Raw genomic sequence first — 25,110 nt, 5'->3', positions numbered from 1 at the left:
GTCTCGTGGCTCAGGCCCGGCCCGTGGCGTGGACGAACCACACGTCGTGCGCCATGCGCGTCGCGTGCTGGAACTCGGTGAACCACTGGGTCAGGATCGCGTCCAGGTCCGCGTCGGCGCCGGCGCGGCGCTCGGTGCGCGCGCAGTCCAGGCCGCAGCCGGCGAAACGCGCCACCACGTCGCCGGCGCCGGCCGGCAGCGAGATCTCCAGCGCGTACTCGCGCGAGGCCCGGCTCGTCAGCGGCGAGCACTCGCCCGGCACCCAGGTGAACACCAGGCGTGCGCCGCTGCCGGCTTCCACGGCCGGCCGGCGGGCCAGGTCCGCCGCGAAGCCGCGCGCCTCCAGCGCCCACTGCTTGCTCTGCAGGAACGACCAGCACAGCACGAGGTCGTGCGGGTCGGCACCTTTCTGCTCCTCGGCCGGTTGCTCCACATCCTCGTTGGCGGCGCCGTCGCGCTCGGCCGCCAGGTCGCCGCAGCCGGCCGGGCAGGCGTTCGGGTCGATCCCGTGCGTGCACCAGCCCTGCGCCAGCATCTCGGCGCGGTCGCGGGCAATCTCCTCGGCGGTGGCGTAGTCGCCGAGCTCGCGGGCGATCGCCAGCGCCAGCGGCTGCTGGGCGGCCGGCACGTCGCGCAGCGCGGCGTCGATCGCGGCGCTGTACAGCGAGGTGAAGACCGTGTCCGACGCACCGCAGGCGCGCGCCGCGGTGTCGCAGGCGGCGGTGCACAGGCGGCGCCAGGCGGGCTGGTCGAAGTATCGGGGGGCGGCGGTCAGGGCCAGAGCGTTCGGGGCGGGCATCGTCAGCGTGATCAGTCGTTCGGGCCGCGGCAGGCGGCCAGGCAGGGTTCGTCGGGGAGCACGCCGTTGGCGATGGCCATCGCGGCGTAGCTCGGGTGGAGGTCCAGGCCGCCGTCGGTCACGTCATGGCCGTAGCGGCCATTGAGGTAGCCCAGGCGGGCGGCCAGGTTGTGGGTGGCGCCGCGCAGCAGGAAGCCTGCGCAGGTGGCGGGCTTCTTCTGGCCCGATTCGTGGCACGAGAAGACATGCTGCGACATGTCGTAGGCCGTCTCCGCCGAGTGGCGGAAGGCTTCGGCCGGGAACGTGCCGGTGGCGTCCACGCGCCAGGGGCAGGACGGGCACGGCTGGCGGCGGTAGGCCTTCGAGGCGCTCGTCACCGTCACGACCTGGTGGTCGGGGCCGGCCGGGCGCACGCGCAGCAGCTTCGGGGTCGATTTGGACATGGGCTCAGCGGTCCTTGTCCAGTCGGAACCGCGGGTCGAACACCCGCGACGTGATGTCGGTGTCCCGGGCGTCCTCGGCGCCCAGGCGGCGCGTGCCGCCGCGGCGGATCAGGCGCAGGGTCAGCACCAGCGCGGCCAGCACCAGCAGCGCGATCGCGATCTCCCAGCCGCTCATCGGGCGAGCTCCGCGTGCTCGGCGCGCAGCGCGCCGGCCAGGCCGATCAGCGCCACCACCTGTTCTTCGATGCGGGCCAGGCCCTCGGCGTCGGCCAGGCGGCAGGTGTCGGCCGCGGCGATCTCGCCCAGCAGGCTCATCGTCATCAGGAAGCCGCCGGCCACGCTCACCACCAGCAGCGGGTCGAGCGTGCCGTCGTCCTGCTTGGCGCCCACGCTGAGCGTGTCGAAGCCGTCCTCGAGCACGACGACGAAGCCCGCGGCGCCGGCGGCCAGGGCCTGCAGCCGCTTGTGCAGCAGGCGCAGCCACTGGCGCGAATCGGTGCGCGCGGGCAGTGCGGTGTCGGGCGTGAACGGCAGCATGGAGCGAAATCCCCTTCCTTGATCGGTGATGGTCAGACGGTGCCGCGGCTGCGGCGCGCGGTCAGGCACAGGTCGACGAAGGTGGCGAACCAGCGCTCCAGGAGGGCGCGATCCAGGTAGGTCGCCGACAGGAACAGCTGCGTCTCCTGGCCTTCGTCGTTCACGTAGGACAGGTGGGCCGTGAAGCGCACCGTCTTGTCGCCGGTGGAGCTGATGTCGAAGGTGGCGGTGGCGCGCGCCGGCATCTCGCCGAGGGCGGCCGGGTGCCACTCCAGCACCTGGTTGGCCACGCCGATGTCGTTGGAGTGCACGCGGGCGCGGAAACCCGCGGCGCGCATCGCCTCCATCTGGGCCGTGAGGAACTCGCGCACGCCGGCGTCGGCGAACAGCTTGGCGTCCTGCGCCATGCGCGCCTCGGCGCCCTCGGCCGGCGGCGTGCCGGCGCGGTCGACCTGGGTCAGGATCTGTTCGAAGACGGTGGTCATGGTGGGCTCCTCTCGGGGTGGTTGCTTCTGGGGCGGCGGGTCAGCCGAACTGCAGGCAGCGCATGGACAGCGTGCCGCTGTGGAAACCTTCGAACACGGTGGCCGGCGGCGTGCCGGCGTCGGCCGCGCCCAGCGCGTAGAGGAACGGCCAGTAGTGGTCCGGGGTGGCCACGGCCATCGCCGCGCCGTCCAGGTTCTCGTAGGCCAGCAGCGCCTTGTCGTCCCGCTGGGACAAGGCGGCCTTGACCGCCTCGTCGAACGCGGCGGCCCAGGGGCGGCTGGCGATCTGGCCTTCCGGGGTGCCGCGGTCGGTGGCGCGCAGGTTGTGCACGATGTTGCCGCTGCCCACCACGAGCACGCCCTTCTCGCGCAGCGCGGCGAGTTCGCGGCCGATGGCCAGGTGGAAGGCGGCGCCCTGGTCGTAGTCGATCGACACCTGCAGGACGGGCACGGGCGCGCCGGGGAACAGGTGGTGCAGGACGGTCCAGGTGCCGTGGTCGAGGCCCCATTCGGTGGTCGGCACGCCGCGCTGGCTGCGGATGAGCGAGGCGATCTCGCGGGCCAGGCGCGGGTCGCCCTTGGCCGGGTAGGTCATCTCCTGCAGCTCGCGCGGGAAGCCGCTGAAGTCGTGGATCGTCGGCGGCGCCGGGTTCGAGGTGACGCCGGTGGCGCCGCGCGAGAGCCAGTGGGCCGAGACGACGACGATGGCGCGCGGGCGCGGCAGGCGCTTGCCCCAGGCGGCCAGGGTGTCGGTGAAGCTGTTGCGCGAGATCGCGTTCATCGGCGAGCCGTGGCCGATGAAGATCGACGGCATGCGCGCGCTCGCGCCGGCGGCCTGCAGGAGCGGGCTGGCGGTGAGGCTGGCCACCAGGGCGGACAGGTTGGCGAGGGCGGCGCGGCGCGACTGCATCGGAGTGCTCGGCGGTCTTCGGATCAGGCGGCGGCGCCGGCCGGGTGCTCGGCGGCCTGGGCCTGGGCGGTCAGGCACAGCTCGGTGAAGTGGGCGAACCAGCGGTTCAGCAGGGCCGCGTCCATGTACTGCGCGCAGACGCCGGCGACCTCGCGCTGGCCGTCGAACGCCTGGTAGATGAAGCGCGCGCGGAACGGCCGGTTGCTGCCTTCGACCACGCGGATGTCCAGACGCGCCTCGGGCGCATCGGGCGCGGCGTCGCGCTGCGGCACCCAGGACAGCGACACGTGCGTGCCCGCCTCGACCAGCTCGGCGGCGGCCCGGAAACCGGCGGTGCGCATCGAAGCGGCCTGGGTTTCCAGGAAGGCCGGCACGTTGAATTCGGCGAACATCGCGGCGGCCGCGCCGGGCGCGGCCGCGGGGCCGGGCAGCTCGATCTGCTGGCGGATCTTCTCGAAGACGGTGATCGGGGTCTTGGGCTGGGTCATGGTCAGGTTCGTTGTCGTGGATTGCGCAATACAGGGTTGGCGCGGGTGGATCAGAGGAAGTCGATGGCCGCTTGCGGTGCGGCGGCCTGGGTCTGGGCGGCGGTGGCCGAGGCGGCGATCGCCGGCTCGTGGGCGAACAGGCGAGCCGAGATGTGGCCCTTGGCGATCAGGTTGCCGAGGATGCGGGCGGTGTCTTCGCGGGTGCGCGCCAGCAGGGCGGCGAGTTCGCCCAGGTCCAGCAGGCCGACCACGAGGATCGCGTGCTGCACCTGCTCGAGCAGGGCGCGCTTGTGGAAGTCGTGCGGCAGCTTGGGCAGTTCGCCGGCCAGTTGCACCGGGGGTTGAGCGGCGCGCGCAGCTTCTTCCGCCGAGTGCATGGTGGCAGCCAGGCCTTCGGCGCGCGGGGCGACCGGCGCCGCGGCGGCGGCCGGGGCCTTCGCGGGTGCGGCGGCCGGGGCCGGCAGGGCTTGTTCCTTCGGCAGCTCGAAGTTGGCCTTGGCCAGCAGCTGCTCGATCTCGAGGATCTGGCGGTTCTTCTCCAGGGCGCGCAGGGCGCGGGTGGCGGCCACGTACAGGAGGTTGGCTTCCTGCACGAGCTCTTGCGTCGTGGCGCGGCGCAGGTCGCCCTTGTCGCCGATGAATTCCTCGAAGTCGCTGCAGAGCACGACCTGATCCCATTCCAGGCCCTTGGAGCGGTGGGCGGTGGTGAGGGTGACGTGGGCGTCGTGGCCGTCGCGCAGGACTTCGGCCTTGATGCGCGAGACCAGGGCCGGCACGTTGCGGCCGTAGTCTTCGGCGATCTTGACCAGCATCAGCAGTTCTTTGTCGTCGGCGGCGCCGGCGTAGTCCTTGAGCTGGGCGGGCGACTTGAAGGCGCGGATGAACGCGTCGCGCGCCAGGTGGCCCTGGTGCGTGAGGACGTAGTGGACGTCGACCAGCTTCTCGAACGGGGCGTAGGTCAGGTTGCGGTCGCGGTCTTCTTCGAGGCCGACCAGGTGGAACTTGACGCGGCCCAGCAGCGCCACGGTTTCGGCGAAGAGGGTGCCGTTGGAGCGGGCGATGACGGTGTAGGGGCGGGTGCGGTCGACGGTGAAGACCGACTCGTTGCGGCCGCGGCCGACGAGCGGGTGCTTCTCGCCCTTGAGGCCGGCGAGGATCTTGGTGGCGAGCTGGGCGATGCCCGAGCCGAAGCGGAACGAGTGGGTCAGGCGCAGGACTTGTTCCGCCTTGACTTGTTTCATCGCGTTGACGGCGCCGCGGAAGGCGAAGATCGACTGGTGCGAGTCGCCGACGAAGACCTTGCGGCACTGTTGTGCCGAGACAAGGGCGTGGGTGACCGGGTTGGTGTCCTGCCACTCGTCGCCGAGGATCACGTCGCACTCCATCGACAGGTCCGGGTTGCTCAGCTGGAACAACTTGAAGTAGCCGTCGTGGGTCATCTTCAGGGCCGAGTTCTGCAGGTCGCGCATCACGTCCCAGGCACGCGCCGCCAGTTGACCCGCCCTTGCACGGTGAGCCGTGTTCATGATGTCCGAGGGCACGTGGGCGTCTTGGACCTTGGCGTCGGCCGACTGGATGAAGCGCTCCAGGGTGGTGAGAACGACCCGGGCCTCACGAGCCTCGACGCTGAAGAGTTGCATCAGGTCGCGCACGTTGATGAAGCCGAGCTTGCCCGCCTCCTTGTAGAGGGCGCCCGAACGCCGCCAGGCCAGACCGTGGGTGGTCTTGCAGGTGACGTTGGTCGGGAAGCGCTTGGCCGCCTCCAGCTGGATCGCCTTGGAGAACGCCAGGTAGAGGATGCGCAGATGCGGGTTGGCCCGGGCGTACTCGATCAGGGTCGAGGTCTTGCCCGTGCCGGCGAAGGCTTGAACCAGGAGCACGTCCACGCTGCTGTGGACGATCAGGCTCTGCTCGGGGGTGAGTTGAAGGGTCGTCATGATCTGGATCTCGATTCGTTGCGCCGGGCTCACTCGCCCTTGCTGCCGTCTTGCCACAGGTGGTTGACCGGGGTGAACGGCTCGTCCGGAGCGACGAAGACATCGCTGCCGGCCGTCACCACGTCTTCAGCCGCCCAGGCCGGGTCCACCACAGCTGCCGAATCAGCAGCCCGGGTGTAGCCCCTGTAGGCGCCCACCAGGCCGAACAGGGCCGCGCCGCCGACACCGAACAGGGGAAGAGAGGCGAAGGTCACACCGAACGCCAGGACCCCGACGAAGCCGACGAAGAAGCCAGCGATGGCACCGACGAAAGCGGCGAGGAGTGCAGCGACTGCGGCGGAGGTGAGGGATGCGAAGGTCTTCATGGATGTGGCTCAACGATTTATGCCTCAATGATAGCCTCAGTATCGGTTTTACGCAACGGCTTTATCAGTCCGTGTTGCGTGACACCGACACAGGCATTTATGCCGGTGCGAGGCCATCAAGAAGGCATGCTGATGCCCATCCATTTATGACGGAGCGCTCCCGTAGAAGAGAACTCCACCGGCCGCAGTTCAAGATCACCACCGGGTTCGAGCCCACCAGAAGGGCCCAAGCATTTATGCAGGGTGGAGAGGGGAAAGGATAGCTCGGCACCCAGCCATTTATGCCGGAGAGAAGGCCCAGAGAAGACATCCCGCCCCGACCTCACCCGGGGATACGCGCCGGGCGCACACCACCGGATCAGACGCCCACCACCCGGGCTCACGCACACCGCGGAACAAGAACACCAGGGGGCTCGAGAACCTCTCGACGGTCAGCAGGCCCCGAGACCTCCCCGCTACAACCGCCAGACGCCCACCACGGCCCAGACGCCCACCAACCAGCAGGCTCACGCACACCAGGGGGCACACGCCAAACTCTCGACGGTCAGGCCCGCCCCGCTACCCACGCCCACCAACCAGGCGGCAACCGCACCACGGCCTCTCTACGGTCAGCAAGGCCCCCGGACCACCACGCTGCCCGCGCAAGACGCCCACCACGTTGTCCACGCAGAACGCCCACCACGCCCAGACGCCCACCCGGCCCCGAGATCACCACGGCCTCTCTACGGTCAGCGAAGGCCCCGGCCCACCACGCTGACGACGCAAGACGCCCACCCCGCTACGCACGCCGAACGCCCACCACGACAAGACGCCCTGCCCGCCCCGCCCGCACAACCAACCCAGAACGAAGAAGAAGACCCAGACGAACAAGTGCCCGCTGTCCGCGCCAAGAGGCCGCAGGCGAAGCTGGCCCTCTCGACGGTCAGCCAGGGCTCAAGTGACCCAGTGGACTCAGCAGAAGGATCCACCGGCGCAAGTGCCTCTCGACGGTCAGCGGACGCCACCAGGGATGTCCACGCCGACCAGGCGGCAGCAGCACCCCGGCCTCTCGACGGTCAGCAGAAGGCCCAGGTGACCCAGTGGGCCCAGGAGAGGACCCGACCGCCGGACCGCTACACGACGCCTCTCGACGGTCAGCGGCCCCAGGCCCCGCCGGCTACCAGGGCGCGGGCCCACGCCGCACCCGCTACCCACGCGCCCCCGCATGCCGCCACCCATGCCGCGCCGCCAACGAGCGGCGCACCCGCACCCACCGCCGCACCCCCACCGGCCGGGCCCCCACACAAGAAGACCAGACCGAACAAGGAGAAAAGGCCTCCTGCCCACCAAGTGCTCAACCGTCGGGACAGGCGCAAATAGTTATGCCTGCGCAAGAGCTTAGGAGGGTGCCTTTGGGGGCGACCCCGGTGAATGCGAACACCAGATGCACCACCGGAAGAACCAGCAGCACCGATGCGAAGACGCCCGCCACCGGATGAGGAGATGACCCCGGCCGAGGGACACCGAGGCCATGCAAAGGACCCGCGCCCCGGACGATGACGACGAGCTGCGCGACCGCCGGCCCAGATCACCTGCCCCGATCTACGTTGACCTGAGCCACCTGGACAAGCAGGCCCGACCCCACCGGATGACGCCATGGATCACCTGCACCGACGGGACGACCGGACCGACCGGATCACCCCATGAGTCACCTGCACCACCTGCACAAGGCCACCGCCAAGGGCTGCCGGCAACCCAGGGGGAACGCGCTTTCCTCTCGACGGTTGCGCCCGCCAGGAGGTTCAAGCCCCCGGGGATCCAGCCGACGCAAGTGCCTCTCCACGGTCAGCTGCCTCGCGACCACACAGGCCTCGAGCACGGGTTCCGACGACGCAAGTGCCTCTCGACGGTCAGCGAAGGCCCATGTCCCGGAAGGCAAAGGGACGACACCCCCGGCCGCTGTCCCCGCCCGGCCGCCGCCACCCGAACCACCCGGCCCCTATCTCCGTCCCCTCACCTCACCTGCCTCGCCTGCACAACACCCCGCACCGCGCCGTCGACGCCTGGCCCGCTGACAGCGCACACCACCAGGTGCGGCCGGCAACCCGATGGGCACACGCCAAACTCTCGACGGTCAGGGGACGCACTGGGTCCAGGCCCCCGGGGATTCAGACGACGCAAGTGCCTCTCGACGGTCAGCTGGCTCAAGCACCCCACAGGGCCCACGCCAGGGTTCGGACATCGCAGATGCCTCTCGACGGTCAGCTGGTTCGCGCCCCCAAGGTGACCAAGGTCAGGGCAAAGAGAAACCCCCGGGACCACGGCCAAAGGGCTCGGGCCACCAGGGGCTCAGTGAACGGTCAGCGGGCTCAGGTCAGGTCGGGCTTGTCCGAGCTCGTGCCCTCCAGGCTCCAGTCGAAGTGCTTGCCGGCATCCACCTCGCTCTCGATGCGCCGGAGCGTCTGCTTGCTGGCGCCTGCCTTCCTGCCCGCCGGACCAACCACCTTCTTCGTGTCGGCTGAGAACGCGGCGATCTGGTTGATCAGCTTCGTGCGCATCTCCAGAAGATCCTGCGCCACACCAAGAAGCACCTTCATCACCTCGCGGTTGCGGTGGAACTTGCCCTGGGTCTTCCCGCGGCGCCGCAGGCCGGGGATCGGGTGGTCGTCGGCCAGCCACGACTTGCTGCCCTTCGCCCAATACCAGTACGCCGGCACTGCGCGCTTGTAGCGATCCTTCTTCTCCTTGCGCCACCACTGAATGCGGATTCGACCAGTCATCTTCGGCTGCAACCGGTAGAGCAATTGGTCCAGATCAGCCAGGGCCTCGTCAACGACAACGACCTGGTTGGCCACCGAGGTGGCGGTCTCCATGGCCATCTTGATGAGGATGGAGTGGATGTCTTCCTTTTCGGCGATCTCGGGGGGATCAACGGGTGCCATGTGCTTATGGGAAATCGGGGGGTTCAGAGGGAGAGGGGCTGGAGGCGGACTTTGGGGCCTGTCCGCGTCCGACTAGGTGCGCATGATACACGCAGTCTTGCACATACGTGTTAGGTATCGTATGATCCGCTCCGTTTCCGCAATGGATTGCGGAGAACTTTCTGTAATTGATTGCAGAGAACTTTCTGCAATTCGTTCCCGCAAGTCGACTGACCCACAAACCACCGTCGCCACACCCTTCTTTTCTTGTTCGGTACTTCTTTCAAGGACACCATGCTCACCAAGACCATCATCGGACTCGACGTCGGACGCTCTGCCGTCAAGGTCGTCGCCTTCGCCAACGGGCTCTACTACCGCCTGACCTTCCCTTCGCTGGTCTCGCCGGCGTTCCCGATCAACGACGAGGGCACGGCCGCGCGGGCCGAACTCGAAACGGTGGAGGTGCTGGGCAAGCGCTACTTCACCGGTGACACGGCCCGGCTGCAAGGCGGCGTGAACATGTCGGTCGGCCTGTCGCACGACTGGACCAACGGGCCGGAGTACCTGGCTCTGGTCGCGTCCACGATGAAGCGCCTGGCCGCGCTGGGTGTCCCCGGCCTGGACTCGCCGTACATCGTTCTGGGCACCCCGGCCTCGTTGTTCGGCCGGCAGAAGGAAGCCCTCGCGCAGCGCACCCAAGCGGTGGTCGCTGCAGAGATGAAGGTCTTGCCCCAACCGATGGGCGCCTACTGCAACTTCTTCATGGACGCTCGCGGCGTGCCGATCAAGGACCGCCAGAAGCGGCCGGACGGGAAGAACCGGTCCTGGGCTGTGGTCGAGGTCGGCCACTACACGACCGACTTCCTCCTGATGCGCGAGGGCAACTACATCGAGCGGGCCGCGGTCTCCTGCGAGGGCGTTCACTTCGCCGCCGAGAACCTGGTCCGCATCCTGGCGGCCAAGGACATCCAGGCGACGCCGCTCACCGCCGAAGAGGCGCTGCGCACCGGCGTGATCGTCGACTTCGGCGAGCGCCGCATCGAAGCCCAAGTGGCCGAAGCGGTCGACCACGTGGTCCAGAAGATCATGACCATGGCCGACTCGGTGCTGTCCAACGATGTCCGCTCGCTGGACGGCGTACTGCTCGCCGGCGGTGGCGCCCCGATCCTGGCGGCCGGCCTGCAGAAGAAGTGGCCCCACACGGTTCTGCTCGAGAACCCCCGCATGGCCGTGGCCGACGGGTTCTGCCGCTACGGCGTGGGCCAGATGCTCCGCCGCGCGATGGCGGCCGAGAAGGCAACCGCCTGATCAGGCGAGCTGAACCGAACCAATCGGACTGATGACTTCCGCAGACCGCACCTCCAAGAGGATCTCCTTGACCCTGTTCGAGCATCAAACGCCCGGGGTCGTGGAGTTCTTCGGACGCATGCCGGGACGGGTCGAGTCGGCTTTCATTCGGGGGCTGATCTACCAGTGGATGCTCGACAACCAGGACGCGCCGGACTTCGAGGAGCGGCTGGCTCGGGTGGTGAACGGACCGGGCGGCCGCCTGCTCGCCATGCCGATCGGCGGCAGCCAGGTGATGCACCGGAAGAAGCCGGGCCCCAAGCCTGGATCGCGCAAACCAGTCGCGACTCCCACGGTCGATGTTCCGCGGGCACAAATTGTTATGCCGGTGGTCGACGCGCCCCGGCAACCAGTTCGCGAACAGGCGGCTCACCACGGCGCCGCCGTTGGTGCTCCCCTTCACCAGCCCGCGCCCGCTCCTGTGCATGCCGCACCTGTTCCTCCACCCACTGCTGCTCCTGCTCCCCTCGACCCCAGCGAGCTGCCCCAACCCGCCAGCGCCGCAGACGCGCCGACGGACGCCGGTGCCATCACCGACGACGCGATGGACGCGCTCGCAGCCCTGGACACGATGTTCTGACCTTCACCCTTTGCCCGGTGCCTACCCGCGCAACACATAGACCGAACAGAAAAGAGAGACGCCCTACGGGCACAACACCATGAAGACCACCGCCACCCTCCCCTACGCCGGCCTCTGGCGCCGCATCGCTGCCGCAACCTTCGACGGCGGCCTCGGCCTGACCATCTCGCTGGGCATCACCTTCATCTTCGGCGTCGTGTTCGGCACGGCCGGCCTCTACTCGGCGGTCGCCATGAGCGCGCTGCTCTGGTGGCTGTACAGCGCCGGGATGGAATCGTCCGACCTGCAGGCGACGCTCGGCGGCCGGATCTTCAGCACCCGCGTGTCCAGCCTCGAAGGCGGCCGCATCGGCTTCTGGCGCGCGAGCCTGCGCCAGGCCGTCCGCATCGGCGCCGTGCTCGCGGTGCTGGCGGCCGAGGAGTTCGCCGGCGGCCGCGCGGCGTCGACCGTCGTCTTCGTGCTGTCCGTGACGGCGTTCGCCGTCGCAGCAGCCCTGCCGCGCCGGCAGGCCCTGTTCGACCTGGCCGCGAAGACCGTCGTCACCACGCACTGATGCTTGCGCAGTCGAGACAATGAGCATCGAACTGATCAAGTCGCAGCACGTCGACGAGCCGCTGCCGACGCGTGTCACCGACTACAAGCTGGTGAACAAGCAGGCCGGCCGCGGCGGCACGTGGCTGACCCTGAACCTGCGGGTGACCACCAGCCTCAGGATCGAGCGGGTCGTGGCCGAAATCACCGACATGCAGCCGGAGGTGGAAGCCGACGACGCCGAGCAGGCGCTGGACAAGCTGGCCGAATGGATGGAGCGCGCGGCGGCCGAGCTGCGCGCGCGTGGCAAGCCGGCCGTCGGCGTGGCGATCTACCCGAACGGCAACCCGTGATCACGCTCCTGCGCCCAGTGGCGCCCTCCCCCCGACTGGTCTACTCGCTCAGCCCGCACGCCAGAAAGCGCCTGGCCGAGCGCACCACGATGAGCGAGCAGGCGATGCTCGATGCGTTCGCCGACTGCATGGCCGTCCAGCTGAACCGCGCCGAGAACCACTTCGAAGGCTGCGTCTACGAACTCTTCTTCTCCCTGCCGGACAAGCAGTTCTTCGTCGCCGTCACCAAGCCGCTGAGCCAGATCCGCGGCGGCATCGTGGTGACGGTGCTCACCGCCGTCCAACACGAGAGCGATCGCGGGCCGATCCTCCCGGCGCTGCTGCTGCAGGCCGTCCGCAACTTCACGTCGGACACCGAATTCGAGGGCGTCGCTGCCGCGGCGCGCGACCGGCTGAGTCGGCTGGCCGAAACGGCCGAGCCCGGCGGAGAAGGGTCGAACCACTCCGCCTTGCCCGTCTTCTCCGAGGCCGTCGCCTCGTCGACGGGCCTGGCGCGCGGCACCCTCGTGCGCACCGCCAAGATCCTGCTGGACGATGCGGGCTATGCACGCTACTGCGCGATCCTGGCCGGCCAGTGCCCTGACAGCATGCGCCCGAACCAGGTCCGAGTCCTGGTCCACTACTGGGACGCCCAGCACAACGCCCAGTGCCTGCGCCTGTCCAACCCGAAGGTGCCCCAGCAGCACCTGCTCGACCACGGCCTGGCCGCGGTGAATCGCCACCCCGCCTTCTGGACGTGGCTGGCCGGCAGGTTCGCCGCGCTCGGCATCGACCCGGGGCTCAAGATCGACAAGCTCGAGGCCTACCTCTCGGTGCCGCACAAGGCCAACGAGACGGTCGAACTCGACCTCGAAGCGACGATGGTCGACGACCCGGCGCCCTACCCCACCGTCGACTTCTCGGACTCCACGCCGGAACCGGCGGCCTGCTGAGCCTCGCGATGCTCGCGAAGCCAGCGACCGGCGTCGGCATGGTCCTTCGCCCTGTAGAGGATCTCCATCGGCTGGTCCGGCCGCTGCGGCATCCGCACGACCAGGTCCTCGCCTCCTTCTGTCATCGAGACAACTGGGGCCTCGCGGAACCCGCGCCAGGCCGCGAGCTTCTTCACCGCCAACTCCTTCGCCGCCTCCAGGTCCGGTGCGAGCCCGTACCACGTCGAGCGATCCCAGGCGCCGCCGTCCAGGCAGCGCACGTCGTACTGCCCATCCGGCCGGCGAAGCGCAAATGGCCGGTCCCACCACGCATCCAGATGCGCCTTCGATCGTTCCTCGTTCGGTGTCTGGTCGAAGCGTCTCGGCAGCTTCGGATCCACGAGCAGCTCGGGCGCCGGCGCGGCCGCGGCGTGCGCACGCTGGAGTTCGTGCCAGCTGGAGTAGCCGGCGTCGGCCGCGGCGCGCTCGAGCGCCTCGGTGTGGCTCATGCCGGTGGATCGTGCAATCGACTTGGCGGCACGCTTGGCCTTGGCGACCAGAGTGGCGGTCGCCGGAGCCCGGGCGGGCTTGGTCATCTCGATCTCCTCGGCGCTGTACGTGCTGCCCGCTTGCACCTCACGCCGCAAGGTCGAGGTGGTGTGTGCGTCCGTCACGCCGAAGCGTGTTTCCCAGTGCGGGCGGGCGGCGCCGGAGTTGTGCGCTCGACCGTGAGTAGATCACAGGTGTCGTCGTGCATGTGCTGCATCTCCATGGACGAGGCGATCTTGCCTTTTCACTGGAGAACCCATGCACGTCTTTCAATCCACGCCGAAGCTCGTCGGCAATCAGCAGGACAAGCCGCTCACCTACCGGCCCAACACCGTTCCTCGCATCTTCATCGTCGACACGGCCTTCGGCCGCACCGTCAAGGAGTACGAGGGCGACATCCGCTCGGCGCGCCGCCAGGCGCTGATCGAGTACGGCACGCGCGGCTACGCGGGCATCCAGCGGGCGACCCTGGATGTGCTGGTGGAGATCAAGCGCTGCGGCGGCTGGATGCCGGCGCACGTCCGCCCGGCTGTCGAGGAACACGAACGCAAGCTGCGCGGCGGCGCGCACTGACCATCAACAGGAGTTCAGCATGAACGAGAGTTACGAAGAAGCCCTGGCAGAGTTCCTGCCGCCGTGGGCAACCGGCAGAGCCAAGGGCTGGACCGACATCGGCGCGCAGTTGCGCACGAAGGACGGCCGGCGCATCGGCAACGCGGTGCTGGTCGGCAGCGAGCAGCAGCAAGGCCTGACCTTCTACCAGGTCCTCACCGACGTCGGCACGCTGGTGCACTTCACCGAGCGCGAGCTCGAGGAGATGTTCCATCAGCCGGACTACACGATGAACGTCGAGACCCACTCGGGCTACCGACGCGCCAAGGGAGCGCCTGAGATCCACCGCGAGAGCGGGCGGACCGCCGACGAGCTCTGGCTCGAGACCGGCCGACTGCGCTCCCAGCTCGCCGACCTGAAGGCCGACCAGAAGTCGAAGATCGAAAGCCAACGCGATCGGTTCGAGGCGATGTACGCGGCCGAAGGGCGATCGGTGAACCAGCCGATGCCGGACTTCAAGATGCTGCCCAGCGGCGTCTACGCCGACATGGCCATCCGCACGGCGTTCTACTGGTTCAACCGGCAGCAGCTGCCCGACGGCTGGCACCTCGGGGGCTACCTCCAGGAAGTGCTCGCCGCGCGTGAGCAGCAGCAGCCCGCCGGCGCGCCGGCCGAACCCGAGTCGCTCGACGCGTGGATCGACCAACTGGTCGCCCGCTTCGGCATCTCGGACACCGACGTGTGCGGCGCGGCCGACCTGGTCAAGCTCGCCTTCGACAACCTGGCGACCAAGATCGGCGAGCCCGGTTGGAGCCCGAACCAGTTCGCGGAATCGCTCGTCGAGGCGCTGGTCAACGACGACAGCTGCCTGCAGGCCGGCGCCGACATCGCCGAGCTCAAGTCGGTGATCGAGCAACGCGCACGCGCCGTGGAAACGGCCGCGCTGAGCGAAGCCTGACGCAACAACCCCTCACGCCCCGCGCAGTTCATCTGCCGGGGCGTTCTTCTTCGCGCGAGATGGACATCACCAGGTGTTCGTCAACCCTCCAACACAGGAGCCACCATGCTCAACCTGCAGGACTACCCCGCGCGCGACCACTCGTACCACCTGGCGCACGCCGCGGCGTCGAAGCTGCTGCGCGATCGCGAGATCCGCGCCTTCAGCACCAGCTTCAACAGCGCCACCGGACGCATGATCCACGTCGAAACGGAACAGGGCTGGGATCCCGACCCGATGTTCCAGGAGTTCGTCGAGCCGGGCTACGCCTCGCCGTCGAACTGACCAACCCCTCACGCCCCGCGCAGCCATGCTGCCGGGGCGTTTCTCTTTGCCGGGCGGCGGCGGCGGCAGTGCGCCCAGGTGTTGCGCATCTCCACGGGTACATCAACCGCGGAACACCCGCAACACCCGAAAGGAACCCAACATGAGCATCACGAACAAGGACTACAAGGTCGAGGCCAAAGGCGGCGGCGAGTGCGACATCACGCCGCGCGTCGTGGTCTTCTCCATCGACCTGGAGACCGCCAAGAAGATCGTCAAGCTCGCGGCCCTGGCCGAAGCGAACGATCTGCACCGCATCGAGTCGTTCGACTACCGCGCCCAGTTCCTGCAGTTCGACCCCGAGGCGGAGCCGGAGGAAGTCGAACGCGTGGGCGACGAGAACGAGATCCGCACCGAGTGCGACCTGCTGGCCGTGGGCAAGAAGGACTTCACCTTCAGCGCCTACATCAAGCACACCGACATCGAGATCCGCAGCGAAGGCTGCTCGATCGCGGACCTGATGGCGCACTTCGGCCTCCAGGCCGGCACCGGCATCACCGACGCCCAGCTGGACACGCATCTCGATGCGATCCTGCGCGGCGGCGGCTCGGCGCTGAAGCACTACAGCATGGCCAAGTCGAAGGACGACATGCGCAACGCGCTGCGGCGCGCGCTGGCGGAGCTGGGCAATGGCTGAGATCGTCGCCCAACGGGTGCAGATCTCGCATCGCGTCTGCCTGGATGACCAGTTCGACCCGCGCGGACCGGACGGTCAAGGCAGGAATCGGCTGGGACTCTGGTCGCTCTCGCCCACCACCAGGTGTGAACTGCGGCCGATGACCAAGCCTGCGGCGCTCGACACGCTGCGCGGAATGGCCAAGCTGGGCAACCCGACGGCCTACGGCATGTGCACCTACGAAGGTGAGTGCACGAACTGCCCGAGGAAGCTGAAGGCGCGCGATCCATGGCGAGCCGAGTGGTGTCTCCGCGAGGACCTGCACGGCAACGTCTGGATGATCGGCTCGGTCGAAGCCGGCTTCGCCGGCCGAGGCTACTGCTTCAGCAACTGGGAGAAGCTACTCGACGAAATCGAGGTGCCTATGCTCAAGCGCCAGCAGGACGCCACCGGCTTCTACTGGGTGGCGGCGACCAGCGCCGACACCAAAGCTCAACTCAAGGAGATCTGAACATGGCGGCCACCGTCATCCATCCGGACGCGGCGAAGCCCATTCGCTGGCTCTTGTGCACCTGCTGCGGCGGGCGCTTTCAAGGGCGTCAGTTCGCAAACCAGGACACAGGTCACGGCCTGGGCGACTGCTGCGTCGAATTCGTGACGCCTCGGGTCGAGGACCTGGAGCGCACGTACGGCGTCAGCGGCGTGCACTACAACGTCGTGAGACAGCCCACGGCTTAAACCCACCCACACGCCCCGCGCAGTTCATCTGCCGGGGCGTTCTTCTTCGTCGCGCCGGCCAGCGCAGACGGTCAGCGGACGTACAGCCCGAACTGAGGCGCGTTCCGGTGGAAGCTGCGGCCGCGGCCGTCGATCTCACGCATGCGGCGCTCGAGGTCGCTCATGTCGACCGAGCCGGCCAGGTAGGCCTCGTCGAGTTCACGCTGGGTGGGCAGGGAGATCTGGAACAGACCTTTCAGGAAGGAAAGCAGGGCGCTCATGGCGTTCTTCAGGGGCATTAGGGTTAACCCTCAGATCGTACCGGCTACCGGCCTGTCGCGTCGAGGCAATAAGCCCGGAATCGCCGCCCAACTCGGCATCGGAAGTTGCGGACACGCGTTCTGCATCTCGCTCCTACGAAGGGAATCCGCCCTTCTTCTTTCACAGGAGCAACGACATGCACACCAACCACGAACCGGTCACCGTCGAGCAGCTGCTCGCCCGGCTGGAGGAGATGACCCAGTACGCGCGCACCGTCGGTGACGCGACGCTGCCCAGCTTGCAGACGATGTTCGGCCGGGCCGACGCGGCGATCGCCGCCGCGAAGGCGCAGATCGGCGCGAGCGCGAAGCGAACGGCCGAGGGAGACCTCGAGGCGATCGCGCAACGCATCACGGAACACGCGGCGCACGCGCAAGGCGACTTCGGCGTCACCGTCGGCATCGCCATCACCGGCGTCGTGTCGCTCGGCTATGACGCCGGCGAGACGGTCTCGGCCGATCGGCTGCGCAAGGCGCTGTTCGAGAACTTCCTCGACACGCTCAAGCTCGACGAGCTCCACGGCTCGCTCGACACCGCCGACCTGATCGAACCCTTCCCGGCTCCCTGACCAGGCCAACCCCATCACGCCCCGCGCAGTTCATCTGCCGGGGCGTTTTACATTCGCAGCTTCGGCTCACATGTAGAAGCCGTAGCGAATCTGCGGATCGTCCCGGTCGCTCAGGTACTTCATGATCTCGCCGACCTTTCTCGCGCATCCGAGCGTAACAGGGTACTTTCCATCGAACTGCGTGTTGTTCCAGTTCATTTTGGTCAGTCCCAGAATCTCGCGAGCGATGAACGACGGAGACTCCTCGGACCGCACGATTCGCAACTCAATAGGCTCGGGGATGTAGAGCCCGGTGTAGGTCTTGTAGTACCAAACCGAGCCCCGGGAATACAGGACGTGGCGGCGGTCGTCCATCTCAATCCTTGTCCCGCGATACGGAGGATAGTTTCCCTCCCGAAAGAGACGCAACCTCGAGTCCATCACGGTGACCAAATCAACGGTATCAATCCTCAGGTCGGAGGCCGCCTCGCTGAGGCCGTCGATCTCTTCCGCTGAGAAGTTCGACGACTTATGGACCACGATCCTCGCTGGAAAGTTGCGCAACGCGACTCTGTATTCGTTGAGTGCGGCAGTTAGAAGGTCGTAGGCCTGCTGGGCATTGAGGTGGGGAACTCGGTCATCCCGAGTCATGTCGATCGGGGTGCCACGAAGGATCAGACCGTTGCCCAACTCATCGAAGATCTGCGCCAAGCTGGTGTTGAGCACCTGTCGATCTCTACTGCGATAGAACGCAATCCCGACCGCGCAAGATGAAGGTCGCCTGTCGTCGGCTGACAACTTCCATGGAACGCGTGGCCCAGCCTTGTAGTAGAGCGCCGTGCAGAAGTTCCATGCCTTAGTGGCATCGTCCTGCTGTCCCTTCTTGTTGCTCTCAAGCGAGAAGGCTCGTATGAGCTGCAACGGCTTGCCCAAGTGCATGGCCTTGGCCTTCAGTGCGCGCCGGAAGTTCAGCTCCGACGCCACCTCGACACTTGCATCAAGTGTCTCTTCGAGCGGATTCGACTCCTCCGTCGCTACCACCTTGTAGAGAGCATCGGGAATCACGCAGACCACGGCGTCGATCTGCCGATTCTGCGCAAGGAACTTTATGTGCTCGTAGTAAAGGTCAATAGCCTTCGACAGCCTGGTGGTTCGGTCGCCAATGGCGACGATTTCGTCGACCTCGCTTTTCTTCAGTGTCCGAGCGAGGTCACTGCCAAAGACCAGCTTGGCATCGAAAGCGTGGCCGCGGCCGACCCCGGGGAACGGCACCCGCAGGTTCGGTTGCTTCGCCGTCTCCGGCGCAGGAATCTCCGAACTGCAGCGCTCAACCCACCGGCCGAGCGCTTCGATGCATGTAGCGGTGCCTACCCCGCCAATCATGACGTCAGTGCGGCGGGAGTCCATGCTCCGATCGAACACGCCGTAAGCTGCGATGCCCCTGCGCGGGCAGATGTGTTCGCCGGACGCGAACCGTAGTCGTGGTTCCGGGATGTGTTCGAGCTTCATTCTGAGTCGAATAGGCCCTTGATCGTCGCGGCCTCGTCGTCGTCGCCTGTGGCGTCGCGCAGCGGCAGCCAAGCCTCATCATCAAGAGATGGGTGATTGTCGAACGCCAGTACCTCACCGAAAGTTAGCGTCGGCGCGCCACCTGCAGCCAGAGCGAACAAATCGTCCTGATCGAGAGCTGCTAGCCAGGACGTCAAGAACCGGAAGTGGTCGGTGACTGTTCGATTCACTTCCTTCCGCTTCAACCACTTCAACGACTCGTCCGCGTACCGCGAGCGCCGATAGTCGTCGCCATAGCTGAAGTACCAGTCGGGGGTGAGCGCGATATACCAACGACCGTCGTTCAGCACGAAGTCGGTGGCGAATGCGAAGTGCTTGCAGATGAAGGTCTTGCTGGGGTCGTTCTTGTTCTGCTTTCGCTCAAACACTCGGCGCGACGTCTTCTTGTGACCTGTCCACGTCTCCTCGCGAAGTGACTCCTTGTCATCAAACGGCAGAAACGCAAAGAGCCCATCGTCGTGAAACCAGCGCACGCGATGCCTGTGCAACTTCTGCTGCAGCGTGAAGCGTAGCAACGACTTGAAGATCCGCTCCTGATCGTTGTTGCTCCCATAGAACTCTGACGGAACCAGCGGGGTGACTGTCCCAAGCTCTATTAGTCTCGCAAAAGGCCCCTGAGAATCATCAAGTGGGTGAAAGGTAATTAACTGCCTGCTGCTTACCTCGTAGCCGGAGGGCACACGCAAGTTCAACTCTTCCAGCGTAGTCCTGATCAGCTTGCGTTCATTGCGCGGACGCCTGTCGGCCTTCGAACCCACATCGTCGCGCAGGTCCGCAACGTAGATGCGCGCTGGAAAGTAGACCTCAATGAGATTGAGGATGGCGCGCTCCACCGGGAATGCGGGAGGGTCGAAGTCCTCCTCAGCGAGACCGGCAGCAACGCCTCCTCGCATGTAGGAGCGAAGGACCTCAAGTGCGTTCGCCAAAGTCTTTGGATCAACGGTCGACGCCTTGGCGCACACGTCACGCACATCAAGTATGTCGTCGCGAGCACTGACGTTCACGCGTCCCAAAGACACCTTGTCGATCGCGTCCTGCGAATAGCTGCCCTGCTTCCGAGTCAGGACATAGATCACCAGTCGGTCGTACCGCTTGTCTAGGCCGTGCGTCAGGAAGGTGGAGACGGTTCCCTTGATCTTGTCCAGCGTCGGCGTGCCCGTGACCTGCACTGCCACGCGCGCCTCGTCGTCAGCGAGATCGATCCCAGGGAAGTTGGTTCGCTCTTCCGTGTTCAGATTGCGCAGCCTCGGCCAACCATATAACTCACGCAGTAGCCCCAACACCAACCCTTCGGATGCTCGGTGGATGTCGAACTGGCTCATGGCCGCGGAGGCCTCCACCTGCGTCACGAGCTGCGACATCAGATCCGTGAACTCGTGGAGTAGCGCAAGGTGCTTCAAGTTATGCCTTCAGAACCTGCGCGAGCGATCGAATGTCCGCGAAATGACGACGCCCTCACTCACGGCGAGCTCCGCTCAGCCAATGCTGGAAGACTCTGGATCAGCTTGGCGCTCTCTACGCTGACTCGAATGACGCGCTTGAGCAGGTCCACCAGTTCACGCGGGTTGTCAAACCATGCGTTGGGGTCGTTGCGAATCTGGCTGTCCGCGTCGACCTTGACTTGGTACATCTCCATCACCCACTCGATTGCCGACTTGCCCGCGATCGTGTACTCATAGGCTTGGGCAGGAATGCCACGCAGCACGAGATGCTCGTTGAAAACGATGGCCGACTGGTCTGCGCCACCGTCCTTCTTCGCGAAGACCATCTTCGTAACCCTGTAGTCCTTCGCCTCCATGACCAGCCGTCCCGCCTCCTCGTGGAGATCGAAAGGATTGACGCTCTCGTAGCCGAGGTGGAGGTCTCCGAGCTTGCGACCGGTCGCGCTGAACGCCCAGAAGTCCTCAGCGAATGGCACCCGTGGAATCGACTTCTTCAGGTCGATTGCAAATCTCTGTCGATACTCCGTCGAATGGAGAACGCCATAGACGTACCAGAAAATGTCCTCTTTGCTGATCTTCTTGTCCGAGTAAGTCGACCGGAACTGCTGCAACGCCCAGTCCGTGATGCTGTCGTGTCGGATGTAGCCAAATTCGTCGGGAACCTGCTTTGATGCTGCCGAGCTGAAGAGCTCGTCCTGACGATCAACCTCTTCGTCGTCGTCATCTCCGCCAACCTTCTCGTACCAGTACATCGGGAAGCACTGGCCCGTGTCGGTGAGGTGCATGTTCGGGATGCTGTCGACGGCGAAGGCCGAGTAGCCTTTGCGATCGGCCACGCCGGTGCTCGAGATCACCACGTTGGGGTGAGCTGGCGTGGGAAAGAGCTTCGGCACTTGGTACACCATCTCGTTCAGCGTTCTGCTGAAGTAAAGCCACCGCGGCGCAAACGGTCGGTACGCCGTCTTGACGATGGCTGCTTCGTCAAACTCTAGCTTCTTCAGGCGCTTGAGGTTTGCCTTCAGCGAACGGGTCCAGCTGATGCGCGTGCTGTCAGTGGTGATGTATCCGTCGACGTCGGGGTACTCCTTCTTGCTCAGACCTTTCACTGCGCTGCTGTACTTGCGCAAGTCGGCACGGTACTGCTCGAGCAGCTTGTGAACGCTGTGTGCTACGGCTTGCTTCGAGTAGTTTGATACCCATGCGTCCCTGTTCGTGATGACGCCAAGCGTATAGACACCGAACACCACTTGATCGCCGCTGCCGTCCTTGTCCCCAAGCGGCAAGAAAGTCGCGAACTTGGGGTCGCTCTGCTCGGCCCAATCGCCATCCTCGTTTGGCTGCAGCCGGGACCAGGGCACGCTCTCGATGCTTCCAAGACGCTCGATCGCATCGAGCTTCTGCTCGGTCGTGAGGTAGTCACCGATGTCGTAGTAGTGAAGCTCACTGGGCCCCTGATGCCGGGGGTCCTTGACCAAGACCGTGATCGCCACCTGTGTCTTGGAGCCCTCGCGGAAGATCCCACCACCCTCCTTGCGACGAATCTCTCCCTGGCCCAGCGCGCTGCCGCGGCAGTTGAAGACGTACAAGTGGCTGAAGTCCTCCACGAGACCAAGCCTGACGCCGTCGAGATTGGGCGCCTTCAGGAACGAGCCGTTCGTCACGAAGGCGACCACCCCCCGATCTGCGATCCGGTCGGATGCCCAGCGGATCGCTCGCACGTACGAGTCGTACATGTTCTTGAACAGCTTTCGCTTCGAACGCGCCACGTAGGTGCTGGCGATTCGTTCGTCAAGAAGCGGATAGTCCTCGTTCTTGTTGTTGTCGCCCTCACTGTCTTGCTGCGCAGAGTAAGGCGGATTGCTGAATACCACTCGAATCGGCTGCTGCCGCTGCTTCTTGGCTCGCGAGCTGTTCTCGATGGAGAAGCCGCCCTCTACGTCACCCTGTGACGGTTCGTTGAGCTGGAAGGTGTCGGTGAGAACGATCCCCTCGAACGGCAAGTGCTCGCCGGCGACGGCAAAGAAGGCGCTCTCGATGTTGATCGTGGCGATGTAGTAGGCCAGCAGCACGATCTCATTGGCGTGCAGCTCGCTCAGATACTTGCGCTTTAGCGCCTTCGGGCGGATCAATCCCAGCTGCAGAAGACGAACCGGGAAGGTTCCGGTACCAGTGAACGGGTCGAGGAGCTGAACGCCTTCATCGGAGATGCTTGCATCGAAGTGCCGGCGCAGCGCGACCTCGATGCTGCGGATGATGAAGTCCACGACAGGGATCGGCGTGTAGACGATCCCCAGTCTCTCGGCAACGCGCGGGAAGGCGCTGCCGAAGAAGGTGTCGTACAGATTACGGATGATCTCCTGGCGGGACTTCTCGCTCTTGGCCAGGCTGACCCGGTCACGCACGTTCGCGTAGAACTTCTCCAGGCCCTCTGTCTCGCTGCCGACCTCATGATCATCGAGCAGCTCGACGATCTTCTGCATGGACTGTGAGACCGGGTTGTTCTTCGTGAACGAGTAGCCTTCGAACAAGGCCTCGAACACAGGGCGCGTGATGATGTGCTGCGCCAGCATTTCGATGGCCTCGTCCGGTGAGACCGCCGGGTTCAGGTTCTCGCGCAGACCCTTGAGGAAGGATGCGAAGGCCTTCTTCGGCTTTGGGCGCTCGACGAGAGAGCGAATGCGCGCGACCAGTCGGTCAGCGATCTGGGCGACGTCACGCGCCCACTGGCTCCAATACTCGCGGTCGCCCAGCTTCTTGGGCACGGCCGCATACACGGCCTCGGCAACCTTGTCGAGCGGCAGGACGGGGAAGTCAAGCGGCAGGTTCTCGTTCTTCCGATCCTGACCGCCACTCTTGCCCCCACTGTCGCCGATCACAGTGATCTTCCGACGGAATTCTGCTTCGTCCACCAGCGACTCATCGTGAGCGCGCAGAGCCTTGATGACGCGCCAGATCCCCTTGAACTGTGGGTCGCTCTCGATGTAGTCGTTGTACTTCGCGACCTTCGTCGAAGGTATGCACACCGGCAGGATGATGTAGCCGAACCTCTTGCCGGGCGCCTTGCGCATCACGCGGCCGACCGACTGCACGATGTCGACCACTGACTCTCGCGTGTCGAAGAACGCAACCGCGTCAAGTGCCGGGACATCGATCCCTTCGGACAAACACCTTGCGTTCGAGAGGATGCGGCACGAGCCATCGCCAGGGTTGGCGCGCAGCCAGTTCAGCTTGTTCAGGCGAACCAGCGCGTTCATTCCTCCGTCCACGTGGTCAAGATCGCACTCGACCAGCTTGGTCTCCTCGCCGGCGTGCATCCTGTGATACAGACCTACCAACTGGCCAAATACCTCGGTGGTTTGCTTCGAGTCGCGGATCGATCTTGAGAAGGCAACCGCGCGCTTCATGGGCTGCAGGTCCTCCTGCAGTGCAGCCTGATCTCCGGTTTCGTCAACCTCCACGAGGCCGTGCTTCGACAGACCCTTCCAAGCCCCGATGATCTTCGTGGCGAAGCGAATGTCGAGCGCGCGCTTGTCGTCGAGCTTGTAGGCGTTGTTGTAGGCGTTGGCCAAGCCGGCCATGGCTTCCTCTTCCACCGCCACGATGAGCACCTTGTACTCAGAGAGCAGATCGAGGCTCACGGCCTTCCCGAACCCTAGGCGGTAGAACTCGGGGCCGAAGGTTTCCTCGTCGTCCATGGAGAAGAGAACCGCCTCGCGCTCGCCGGCCTTCGTCTTCGAGGCCTCGCCGTAGATGCGCGGCGTGGCGGTCATGTACAAACGCTTCTTCGCCTTGATCAGCGCGGGGTTGTGCACCTTCACGAACTCGGATGCGTCATCCCCTGCGAGAGTCAGCCCAGTGGTTCGGTGCGCCTCGTCGGACACCACCAGGTCGAACTCACCCAGGCCGAGCTTCTGCGCGTCCGCCACCACCTGGATCGACTGGTAGGTGGAAAAGACGACGGTGCGTCGGTTCTTGCTCAGCAGCTTCGCCGCGGCTGCGAGAGCCTTGTGATCGGTGGTTGCCGGGTACGCTAGGTCGTGCGTCTTCAGATCCTCGTCGTCATTGCCGACCTTGCTGTCCGAGCAGACAACGAACGCGTGAAAGGGCTCCTGCGCCTGCGCGGTCCACTCGCGCAGCGTTTGCGACACCAGTGAGATCGACGGCGCGAGAAAGAGGATGCGGCCGGCCTTCGGTGTTTGACGCTCTGCCAGACGCAAAGCGGTGAACGTCTTGCCAGTGCCGCAGGCCATGATGAGCTTGCCGCGATCGACCGATTTGAAGCCTGCCAGCGAACTGTCGATCGCTTCGTCCTGGTGCGGTCGCGTCTCGTGGCGCGCCACCAGTCGCAACTGATCGGGACGCGCCAGATCGAGTTTCGCCCAGTCGATCGGGCTGTTCGCGAGATCCTTGAACCAGAGTCGGCTGACCGGTGTGACCTGGTTGGCCAGCGCATCCTCGGCGTGCTTGCTCCACTTGTCAGTCGTGGAGACGATCAGCCGATGCGCGAAGTGCCGAGAGCCGTCCTTGGTTGAGAACTTCTTCCCGGAGGCGGTGAAGAAGGAGTCGATCTCAGCCTTCTGCAGGTAGGTATCTGGATCGAGGAACTTGCACTGGATCGCCCAATACTCGCCGGTGCCGCGCTCTCGGGCTACCAGGTCAATGCCGACGTCGACGCTCCAGCGATCCGGCCACTCACTCCAAAGCCAAACGTCGCTCAGGCGGTCCGAATACTGCGGATCAGTCACCAGGTAGGTTGCGAACAGTCGCTCGAAGCTGGTTCCAAGGTCGCGGTTCGTACGCGCTGCCTCTCTGAAGTGAGACAGCACGTCATCGAGCGATGTGACCTTCGGCGTGCGCTTGCTCAACTGGATCTCCCTGGATGCTTGTTCC

Annotated in this window: 27 protein-coding genes; 12 read left to right on the top strand and 15 right to left on the bottom strand. The window is 65.7% G+C overall.

The genetic code is table 11. The features are described from left to right. Positions 1-10 precede the first annotated feature (10 nt). From MPE_RS22970 to MPE_RS19885, 10 genes are all read right to left on the bottom strand, one after another. A complete protein-coding gene (locus MPE_RS22970) occupies positions 11-799 on the bottom strand; it encodes a hypothetical protein (RefSeq protein WP_011831521.1) in 789 nt (262 codons plus the stop codon). Between the two features lie 11 nt (positions 800-810). Continuing rightward, complete coding sequence (locus MPE_RS19920) at positions 811-1,242, bottom strand: DUF6283 family protein (RefSeq protein ID WP_011831520.1); 432 nt, start codon at positions 1,240-1,242, stop codon at positions 811-813. Between the two features lie 4 nt (positions 1,243-1,246). Continuing rightward, entirely contained in the window at positions 1,247-1,417 is a 171-nt protein-coding gene (locus MPE_RS24350) for a hypothetical protein (protein ID WP_011831519.1), read from the bottom strand. Further along, positions 1,414-1,779 (bottom strand): hypothetical protein, encoded by a 366-nt coding sequence (locus MPE_RS19915; protein WP_011831518.1) that lies wholly within the window; start codon positions 1,777-1,779, stop codon positions 1,414-1,416. Before MPE_RS19915 ends, MPE_RS24350 begins: the two co-directional genes overlap by 4 nt. 32 nt (positions 1,780-1,811) lie before the next feature. Next, a complete protein-coding gene (locus MPE_RS19910; protein ID WP_011831517.1) occupies positions 1,812-2,264 on the bottom strand; it encodes a hypothetical protein in 453 nt (150 codons plus the stop codon). 40 nt (positions 2,265-2,304) lie between these two features. After that, positions 2,305-3,174, bottom strand: coding sequence for a 4,5-DOPA-extradiol-dioxygenase (ygiD, locus tag MPE_RS19905; protein ID WP_011831516.1), 870 nt, complete (start codon positions 3,172-3,174; stop codon positions 2,305-2,307). A 23-nt stretch (positions 3,175-3,197) separates the two neighbouring features. Then, the gene (locus MPE_RS19900) at positions 3,198-3,662 is read right to left on the bottom strand and encodes a hypothetical protein (protein WP_011831515.1); all 465 of its coding nucleotides are present in this window, start codon (positions 3,660-3,662) and stop codon (positions 3,198-3,200) included. A gap of 50 nt (positions 3,663-3,712) precedes the next feature. Next, entirely contained in the window at positions 3,713-5,599 is a 1,887-nt protein-coding gene (locus tag MPE_RS19895; protein WP_148211106.1) for a UvrD-helicase domain-containing protein, read from the bottom strand. 29 nt (positions 5,600-5,628) lie between these two features. Then, the gene (locus tag MPE_RS19890; RefSeq protein ID WP_011831513.1) at positions 5,629-5,964 is read right to left on the bottom strand and encodes a hypothetical protein; all 336 of its coding nucleotides are present in this window, start codon (positions 5,962-5,964) and stop codon (positions 5,629-5,631) included. A 2,348-nt stretch (positions 5,965-8,312) separates the two neighbouring features. After that, on the bottom strand, positions 8,313-8,885 hold the full coding sequence (locus MPE_RS19885) for a hypothetical protein (protein WP_011831512.1): 573 nt from the start codon (positions 8,883-8,885) through the stop codon (positions 8,313-8,315). A 273-nt stretch (positions 8,886-9,158) separates the two neighbouring features. On the opposite strand from MPE_RS19885, the gene MPE_RS19880 reads away from it, so the two are divergent. From MPE_RS19880 to MPE_RS19860, 5 genes are all read left to right on the top strand, one after another. Continuing rightward, entirely contained in the window at positions 9,159-10,172 is a 1,014-nt protein-coding gene (locus MPE_RS19880) for a ParM/StbA family protein (RefSeq protein ID WP_011831511.1), read from the top strand. A gap of 67 nt (positions 10,173-10,239) precedes the next feature. Then, positions 10,240-10,791 (top strand): hypothetical protein, encoded by a 552-nt coding sequence (locus tag MPE_RS19875; RefSeq protein WP_148211105.1) that lies wholly within the window; start codon positions 10,240-10,242, stop codon positions 10,789-10,791. A 79-nt stretch (positions 10,792-10,870) separates the two neighbouring features. Next, positions 10,871-11,344: an RDD family protein gene (locus tag MPE_RS19870; RefSeq protein ID WP_011831509.1), complete on the top strand. Its 474-nt coding sequence runs from the start codon at positions 10,871-10,873 to the stop codon at positions 11,342-11,344. A gap of 19 nt (positions 11,345-11,363) precedes the next feature. Beyond that, positions 11,364-11,675, top strand: coding sequence for a hypothetical protein (locus MPE_RS19865; RefSeq protein WP_041930359.1), 312 nt, complete (start codon positions 11,364-11,366; stop codon positions 11,673-11,675). Next, the gene (locus tag MPE_RS19860) at positions 11,672-12,607 is read left to right on the top strand and encodes a hypothetical protein (RefSeq protein WP_041930358.1); all 936 of its coding nucleotides are present in this window, start codon (positions 11,672-11,674) and stop codon (positions 12,605-12,607) included. The genes MPE_RS19865 and MPE_RS19860 overlap by 4 nt, the downstream gene beginning before the upstream one ends. On the opposite strand, the gene MPE_RS24460 is transcribed toward MPE_RS19860, so the two are convergent. Continuing rightward, the gene (locus tag MPE_RS24460) at positions 12,556-13,182 is read right to left on the bottom strand and encodes a P-loop NTPase family protein (RefSeq protein ID WP_011831507.1); all 627 of its coding nucleotides are present in this window, start codon (positions 13,180-13,182) and stop codon (positions 12,556-12,558) included. The genes MPE_RS19860 and MPE_RS24460 overlap by 52 nt on opposite strands. 211 nt (positions 13,183-13,393) lie before the next feature. On the opposite strand from MPE_RS24460, the gene MPE_RS19850 reads away from it, so the two are divergent. The 6 genes from MPE_RS19850 to MPE_RS24105 all read left to right on the top strand — a co-directional run bounded on the left by MPE_RS19850 (position 13,394) and on the right by MPE_RS24105 (position 16,362). After that, positions 13,394-13,708, top strand: a complete 315-nt coding sequence (locus MPE_RS19850; RefSeq protein ID WP_011831506.1) for a hypothetical protein — start codon at positions 13,394-13,396, stop codon at positions 13,706-13,708. A 19-nt stretch (positions 13,709-13,727) separates the two neighbouring features. Then, the gene (locus MPE_RS22960) at positions 13,728-14,645 is read left to right on the top strand and encodes a hypothetical protein (protein ID WP_011831505.1); all 918 of its coding nucleotides are present in this window, start codon (positions 13,728-13,730) and stop codon (positions 14,643-14,645) included. 105 nt (positions 14,646-14,750) lie between these two features. Further along, positions 14,751-14,969: a hypothetical protein gene (locus MPE_RS19840; RefSeq protein WP_011831504.1), complete on the top strand. Its 219-nt coding sequence runs from the start codon at positions 14,751-14,753 to the stop codon at positions 14,967-14,969. A gap of 142 nt (positions 14,970-15,111) precedes the next feature. After that, positions 15,112-15,645, top strand: coding sequence for a hypothetical protein (locus tag MPE_RS19835; RefSeq protein WP_041930357.1), 534 nt, complete (start codon positions 15,112-15,114; stop codon positions 15,643-15,645). Then, complete coding sequence (locus MPE_RS19830; protein WP_011831502.1) at positions 15,638-16,135, top strand: hypothetical protein; 498 nt, start codon at positions 15,638-15,640, stop codon at positions 16,133-16,135. Before MPE_RS19835 ends, MPE_RS19830 begins: the two co-directional genes overlap by 8 nt. A 2-nt stretch (positions 16,136-16,137) precedes the next feature. Next, positions 16,138-16,362: a hypothetical protein gene (locus MPE_RS24105; RefSeq protein ID WP_041930356.1), complete on the top strand. Its 225-nt coding sequence runs from the start codon at positions 16,138-16,140 to the stop codon at positions 16,360-16,362. Positions 16,363-16,433: 71 nt separating this feature from the next. Here the strand turns inward: MPE_RS24105 and MPE_RS19820 are convergent, their stop codons facing one another. Next, a complete protein-coding gene (locus MPE_RS19820) occupies positions 16,434-16,640 on the bottom strand; it encodes a DUF3563 domain-containing protein (RefSeq protein ID WP_011831500.1) in 207 nt (68 codons plus the stop codon). A 158-nt stretch (positions 16,641-16,798) separates the two neighbouring features. Here MPE_RS19820 and MPE_RS19815 point away from each other — a divergent pair, with 158 nt between their 5' ends. Then, positions 16,799-17,230, top strand: coding sequence for a hypothetical protein (locus MPE_RS19815; RefSeq protein WP_011831499.1), 432 nt, complete (start codon positions 16,799-16,801; stop codon positions 17,228-17,230). 66 nt (positions 17,231-17,296) lie between these two features. Here MPE_RS19815 and MPE_RS19810 read toward each other — a convergent pair whose 3' ends face one another. From MPE_RS19810 to MPE_RS19800, 3 genes are read right to left on the bottom strand one after another with little or no spacing between them, the layout of a single operon-like run. Then, on the bottom strand, positions 17,297-18,718 hold the full coding sequence (locus MPE_RS19810; protein ID WP_011831498.1) for an argonaute/piwi family protein: 1,422 nt from the start codon (positions 18,716-18,718) through the stop codon (positions 17,297-17,299). Continuing rightward, positions 18,715-20,178, bottom strand: coding sequence for an SMEK domain-containing protein (locus MPE_RS19805; protein WP_041930355.1), 1,464 nt, complete (start codon positions 20,176-20,178; stop codon positions 18,715-18,717). The genes MPE_RS19810 and MPE_RS19805 overlap by 4 nt, the downstream gene beginning before the upstream one ends. Before the next feature lie 59 nt (positions 20,179-20,237). After that, positions 20,238-25,085 carry a DEAD/DEAH box helicase gene (locus tag MPE_RS19800; RefSeq protein ID WP_011831496.1) on the bottom strand — a complete coding sequence of 1,616 codons (4,848 nt, stop codon included), beginning with the start codon at positions 25,083-25,085 and terminating at the stop codon, positions 20,238-20,240. Positions 25,086-25,110: the final 25 nt, after the last annotated feature.

Origin of the sequence: Methylibium petroleiphilum PM1 (assembly GCF_000015725.1) — a bacterium.
Classification (GTDB): Bacteria; Pseudomonadota; Gammaproteobacteria; order Burkholderiales; family Burkholderiaceae_C; genus Methylibium; species Methylibium petroleiphilum.
The sequence above is the reverse complement of the archived record's forward strand: the minus strand, read 5'-3'. Positions and strand labels throughout refer to the sequence as shown.

Bases quoted from the DNA above. Each gene is read 5' to 3' on its own strand.
- MPE_RS22970 (WP_011831521.1), bottom strand. From the start codon at position 799: ATGCCCGCCCCGAACGCTCTGGCCCTGACCGCCGCCCCCCGATACTTC.
- MPE_RS19920 (WP_011831520.1), bottom strand. From the start codon at position 1,242: ATGTCCAAATCGACCCCGAAGCTGCTGCGCGTGCGCCCGGCCGGCCCC.
- MPE_RS24350 (WP_011831519.1), bottom strand. From the start codon at position 1,417: ATGAGCGGCTGGGAGATCGCGATCGCGCTGCTGGTGCTGGCCGCGCTG.
- MPE_RS19915 (WP_011831518.1), bottom strand. From the start codon at position 1,779: ATGCTGCCGTTCACGCCCGACACCGCACTGCCCGCGCGCACCGATTCG.
- MPE_RS19910 (WP_011831517.1), bottom strand. From the start codon at position 2,264: ATGACCACCGTCTTCGAACAGATCCTGACCCAGGTCGACCGCGCCGGC.
- ygiD (WP_011831516.1), bottom strand. From the start codon at position 3,174: ATGCAGTCGCGCCGCGCCGCCCTCGCCAACCTGTCCGCCCTGGTGGCC.
- MPE_RS19900 (WP_011831515.1), bottom strand. From the start codon at position 3,662: ATGACCCAGCCCAAGACCCCGATCACCGTCTTCGAGAAGATCCGCCAG.
- MPE_RS19895 (WP_148211106.1), bottom strand. From the start codon at position 5,599: ATGACGACCCTTCAACTCACCCCCGAGCAGAGCCTGATCGTCCACAGC.
- MPE_RS19890 (WP_011831513.1), bottom strand. From the start codon at position 5,964: ATGAAGACCTTCGCATCCCTCACCTCCGCCGCAGTCGCTGCACTCCTC.
- MPE_RS19885 (WP_011831512.1), bottom strand. From the start codon at position 8,885: ATGGCACCCGTTGATCCCCCCGAGATCGCCGAAAAGGAAGACATCCAC.
- MPE_RS19880 (WP_011831511.1), top strand. From the start codon at position 9,159: ATGCTCACCAAGACCATCATCGGACTCGACGTCGGACGCTCTGCCGTC.
- MPE_RS19870 (WP_011831509.1), top strand. From the start codon at position 10,871: ATGAAGACCACCGCCACCCTCCCCTACGCCGGCCTCTGGCGCCGCATC.
- MPE_RS19865 (WP_041930359.1), top strand. From the start codon at position 11,364: ATGAGCATCGAACTGATCAAGTCGCAGCACGTCGACGAGCCGCTGCCG.
- MPE_RS24460 (WP_011831507.1), bottom strand. From the start codon at position 13,182: ATGACCAAGCCCGCCCGGGCTCCGGCGACCGCCACTCTGGTCGCCAAG.
- MPE_RS19850 (WP_011831506.1), top strand. From the start codon at position 13,394: ATGCACGTCTTTCAATCCACGCCGAAGCTCGTCGGCAATCAGCAGGAC.
- MPE_RS22960 (WP_011831505.1), top strand. From the start codon at position 13,728: ATGAACGAGAGTTACGAAGAAGCCCTGGCAGAGTTCCTGCCGCCGTGG.
- MPE_RS19840 (WP_011831504.1), top strand. From the start codon at position 14,751: ATGCTCAACCTGCAGGACTACCCCGCGCGCGACCACTCGTACCACCTG.
- MPE_RS19835 (WP_041930357.1), top strand. From the start codon at position 15,112: ATGAGCATCACGAACAAGGACTACAAGGTCGAGGCCAAAGGCGGCGGC.
- MPE_RS19830 (WP_011831502.1), top strand. From the start codon at position 15,638: ATGGCTGAGATCGTCGCCCAACGGGTGCAGATCTCGCATCGCGTCTGC.
- MPE_RS24105 (WP_041930356.1), top strand. From the start codon at position 16,138: ATGGCGGCCACCGTCATCCATCCGGACGCGGCGAAGCCCATTCGCTGG.
- MPE_RS19820 (WP_011831500.1), bottom strand. From the start codon at position 16,640: ATGCCCCTGAAGAACGCCATGAGCGCCCTGCTTTCCTTCCTGAAAGGT.
- MPE_RS19815 (WP_011831499.1), top strand. From the start codon at position 16,799: ATGCACACCAACCACGAACCGGTCACCGTCGAGCAGCTGCTCGCCCGG.
- MPE_RS19810 (WP_011831498.1), bottom strand. From the start codon at position 18,718: ATGAAGCTCGAACACATCCCGGAACCACGACTACGGTTCGCGTCCGGC.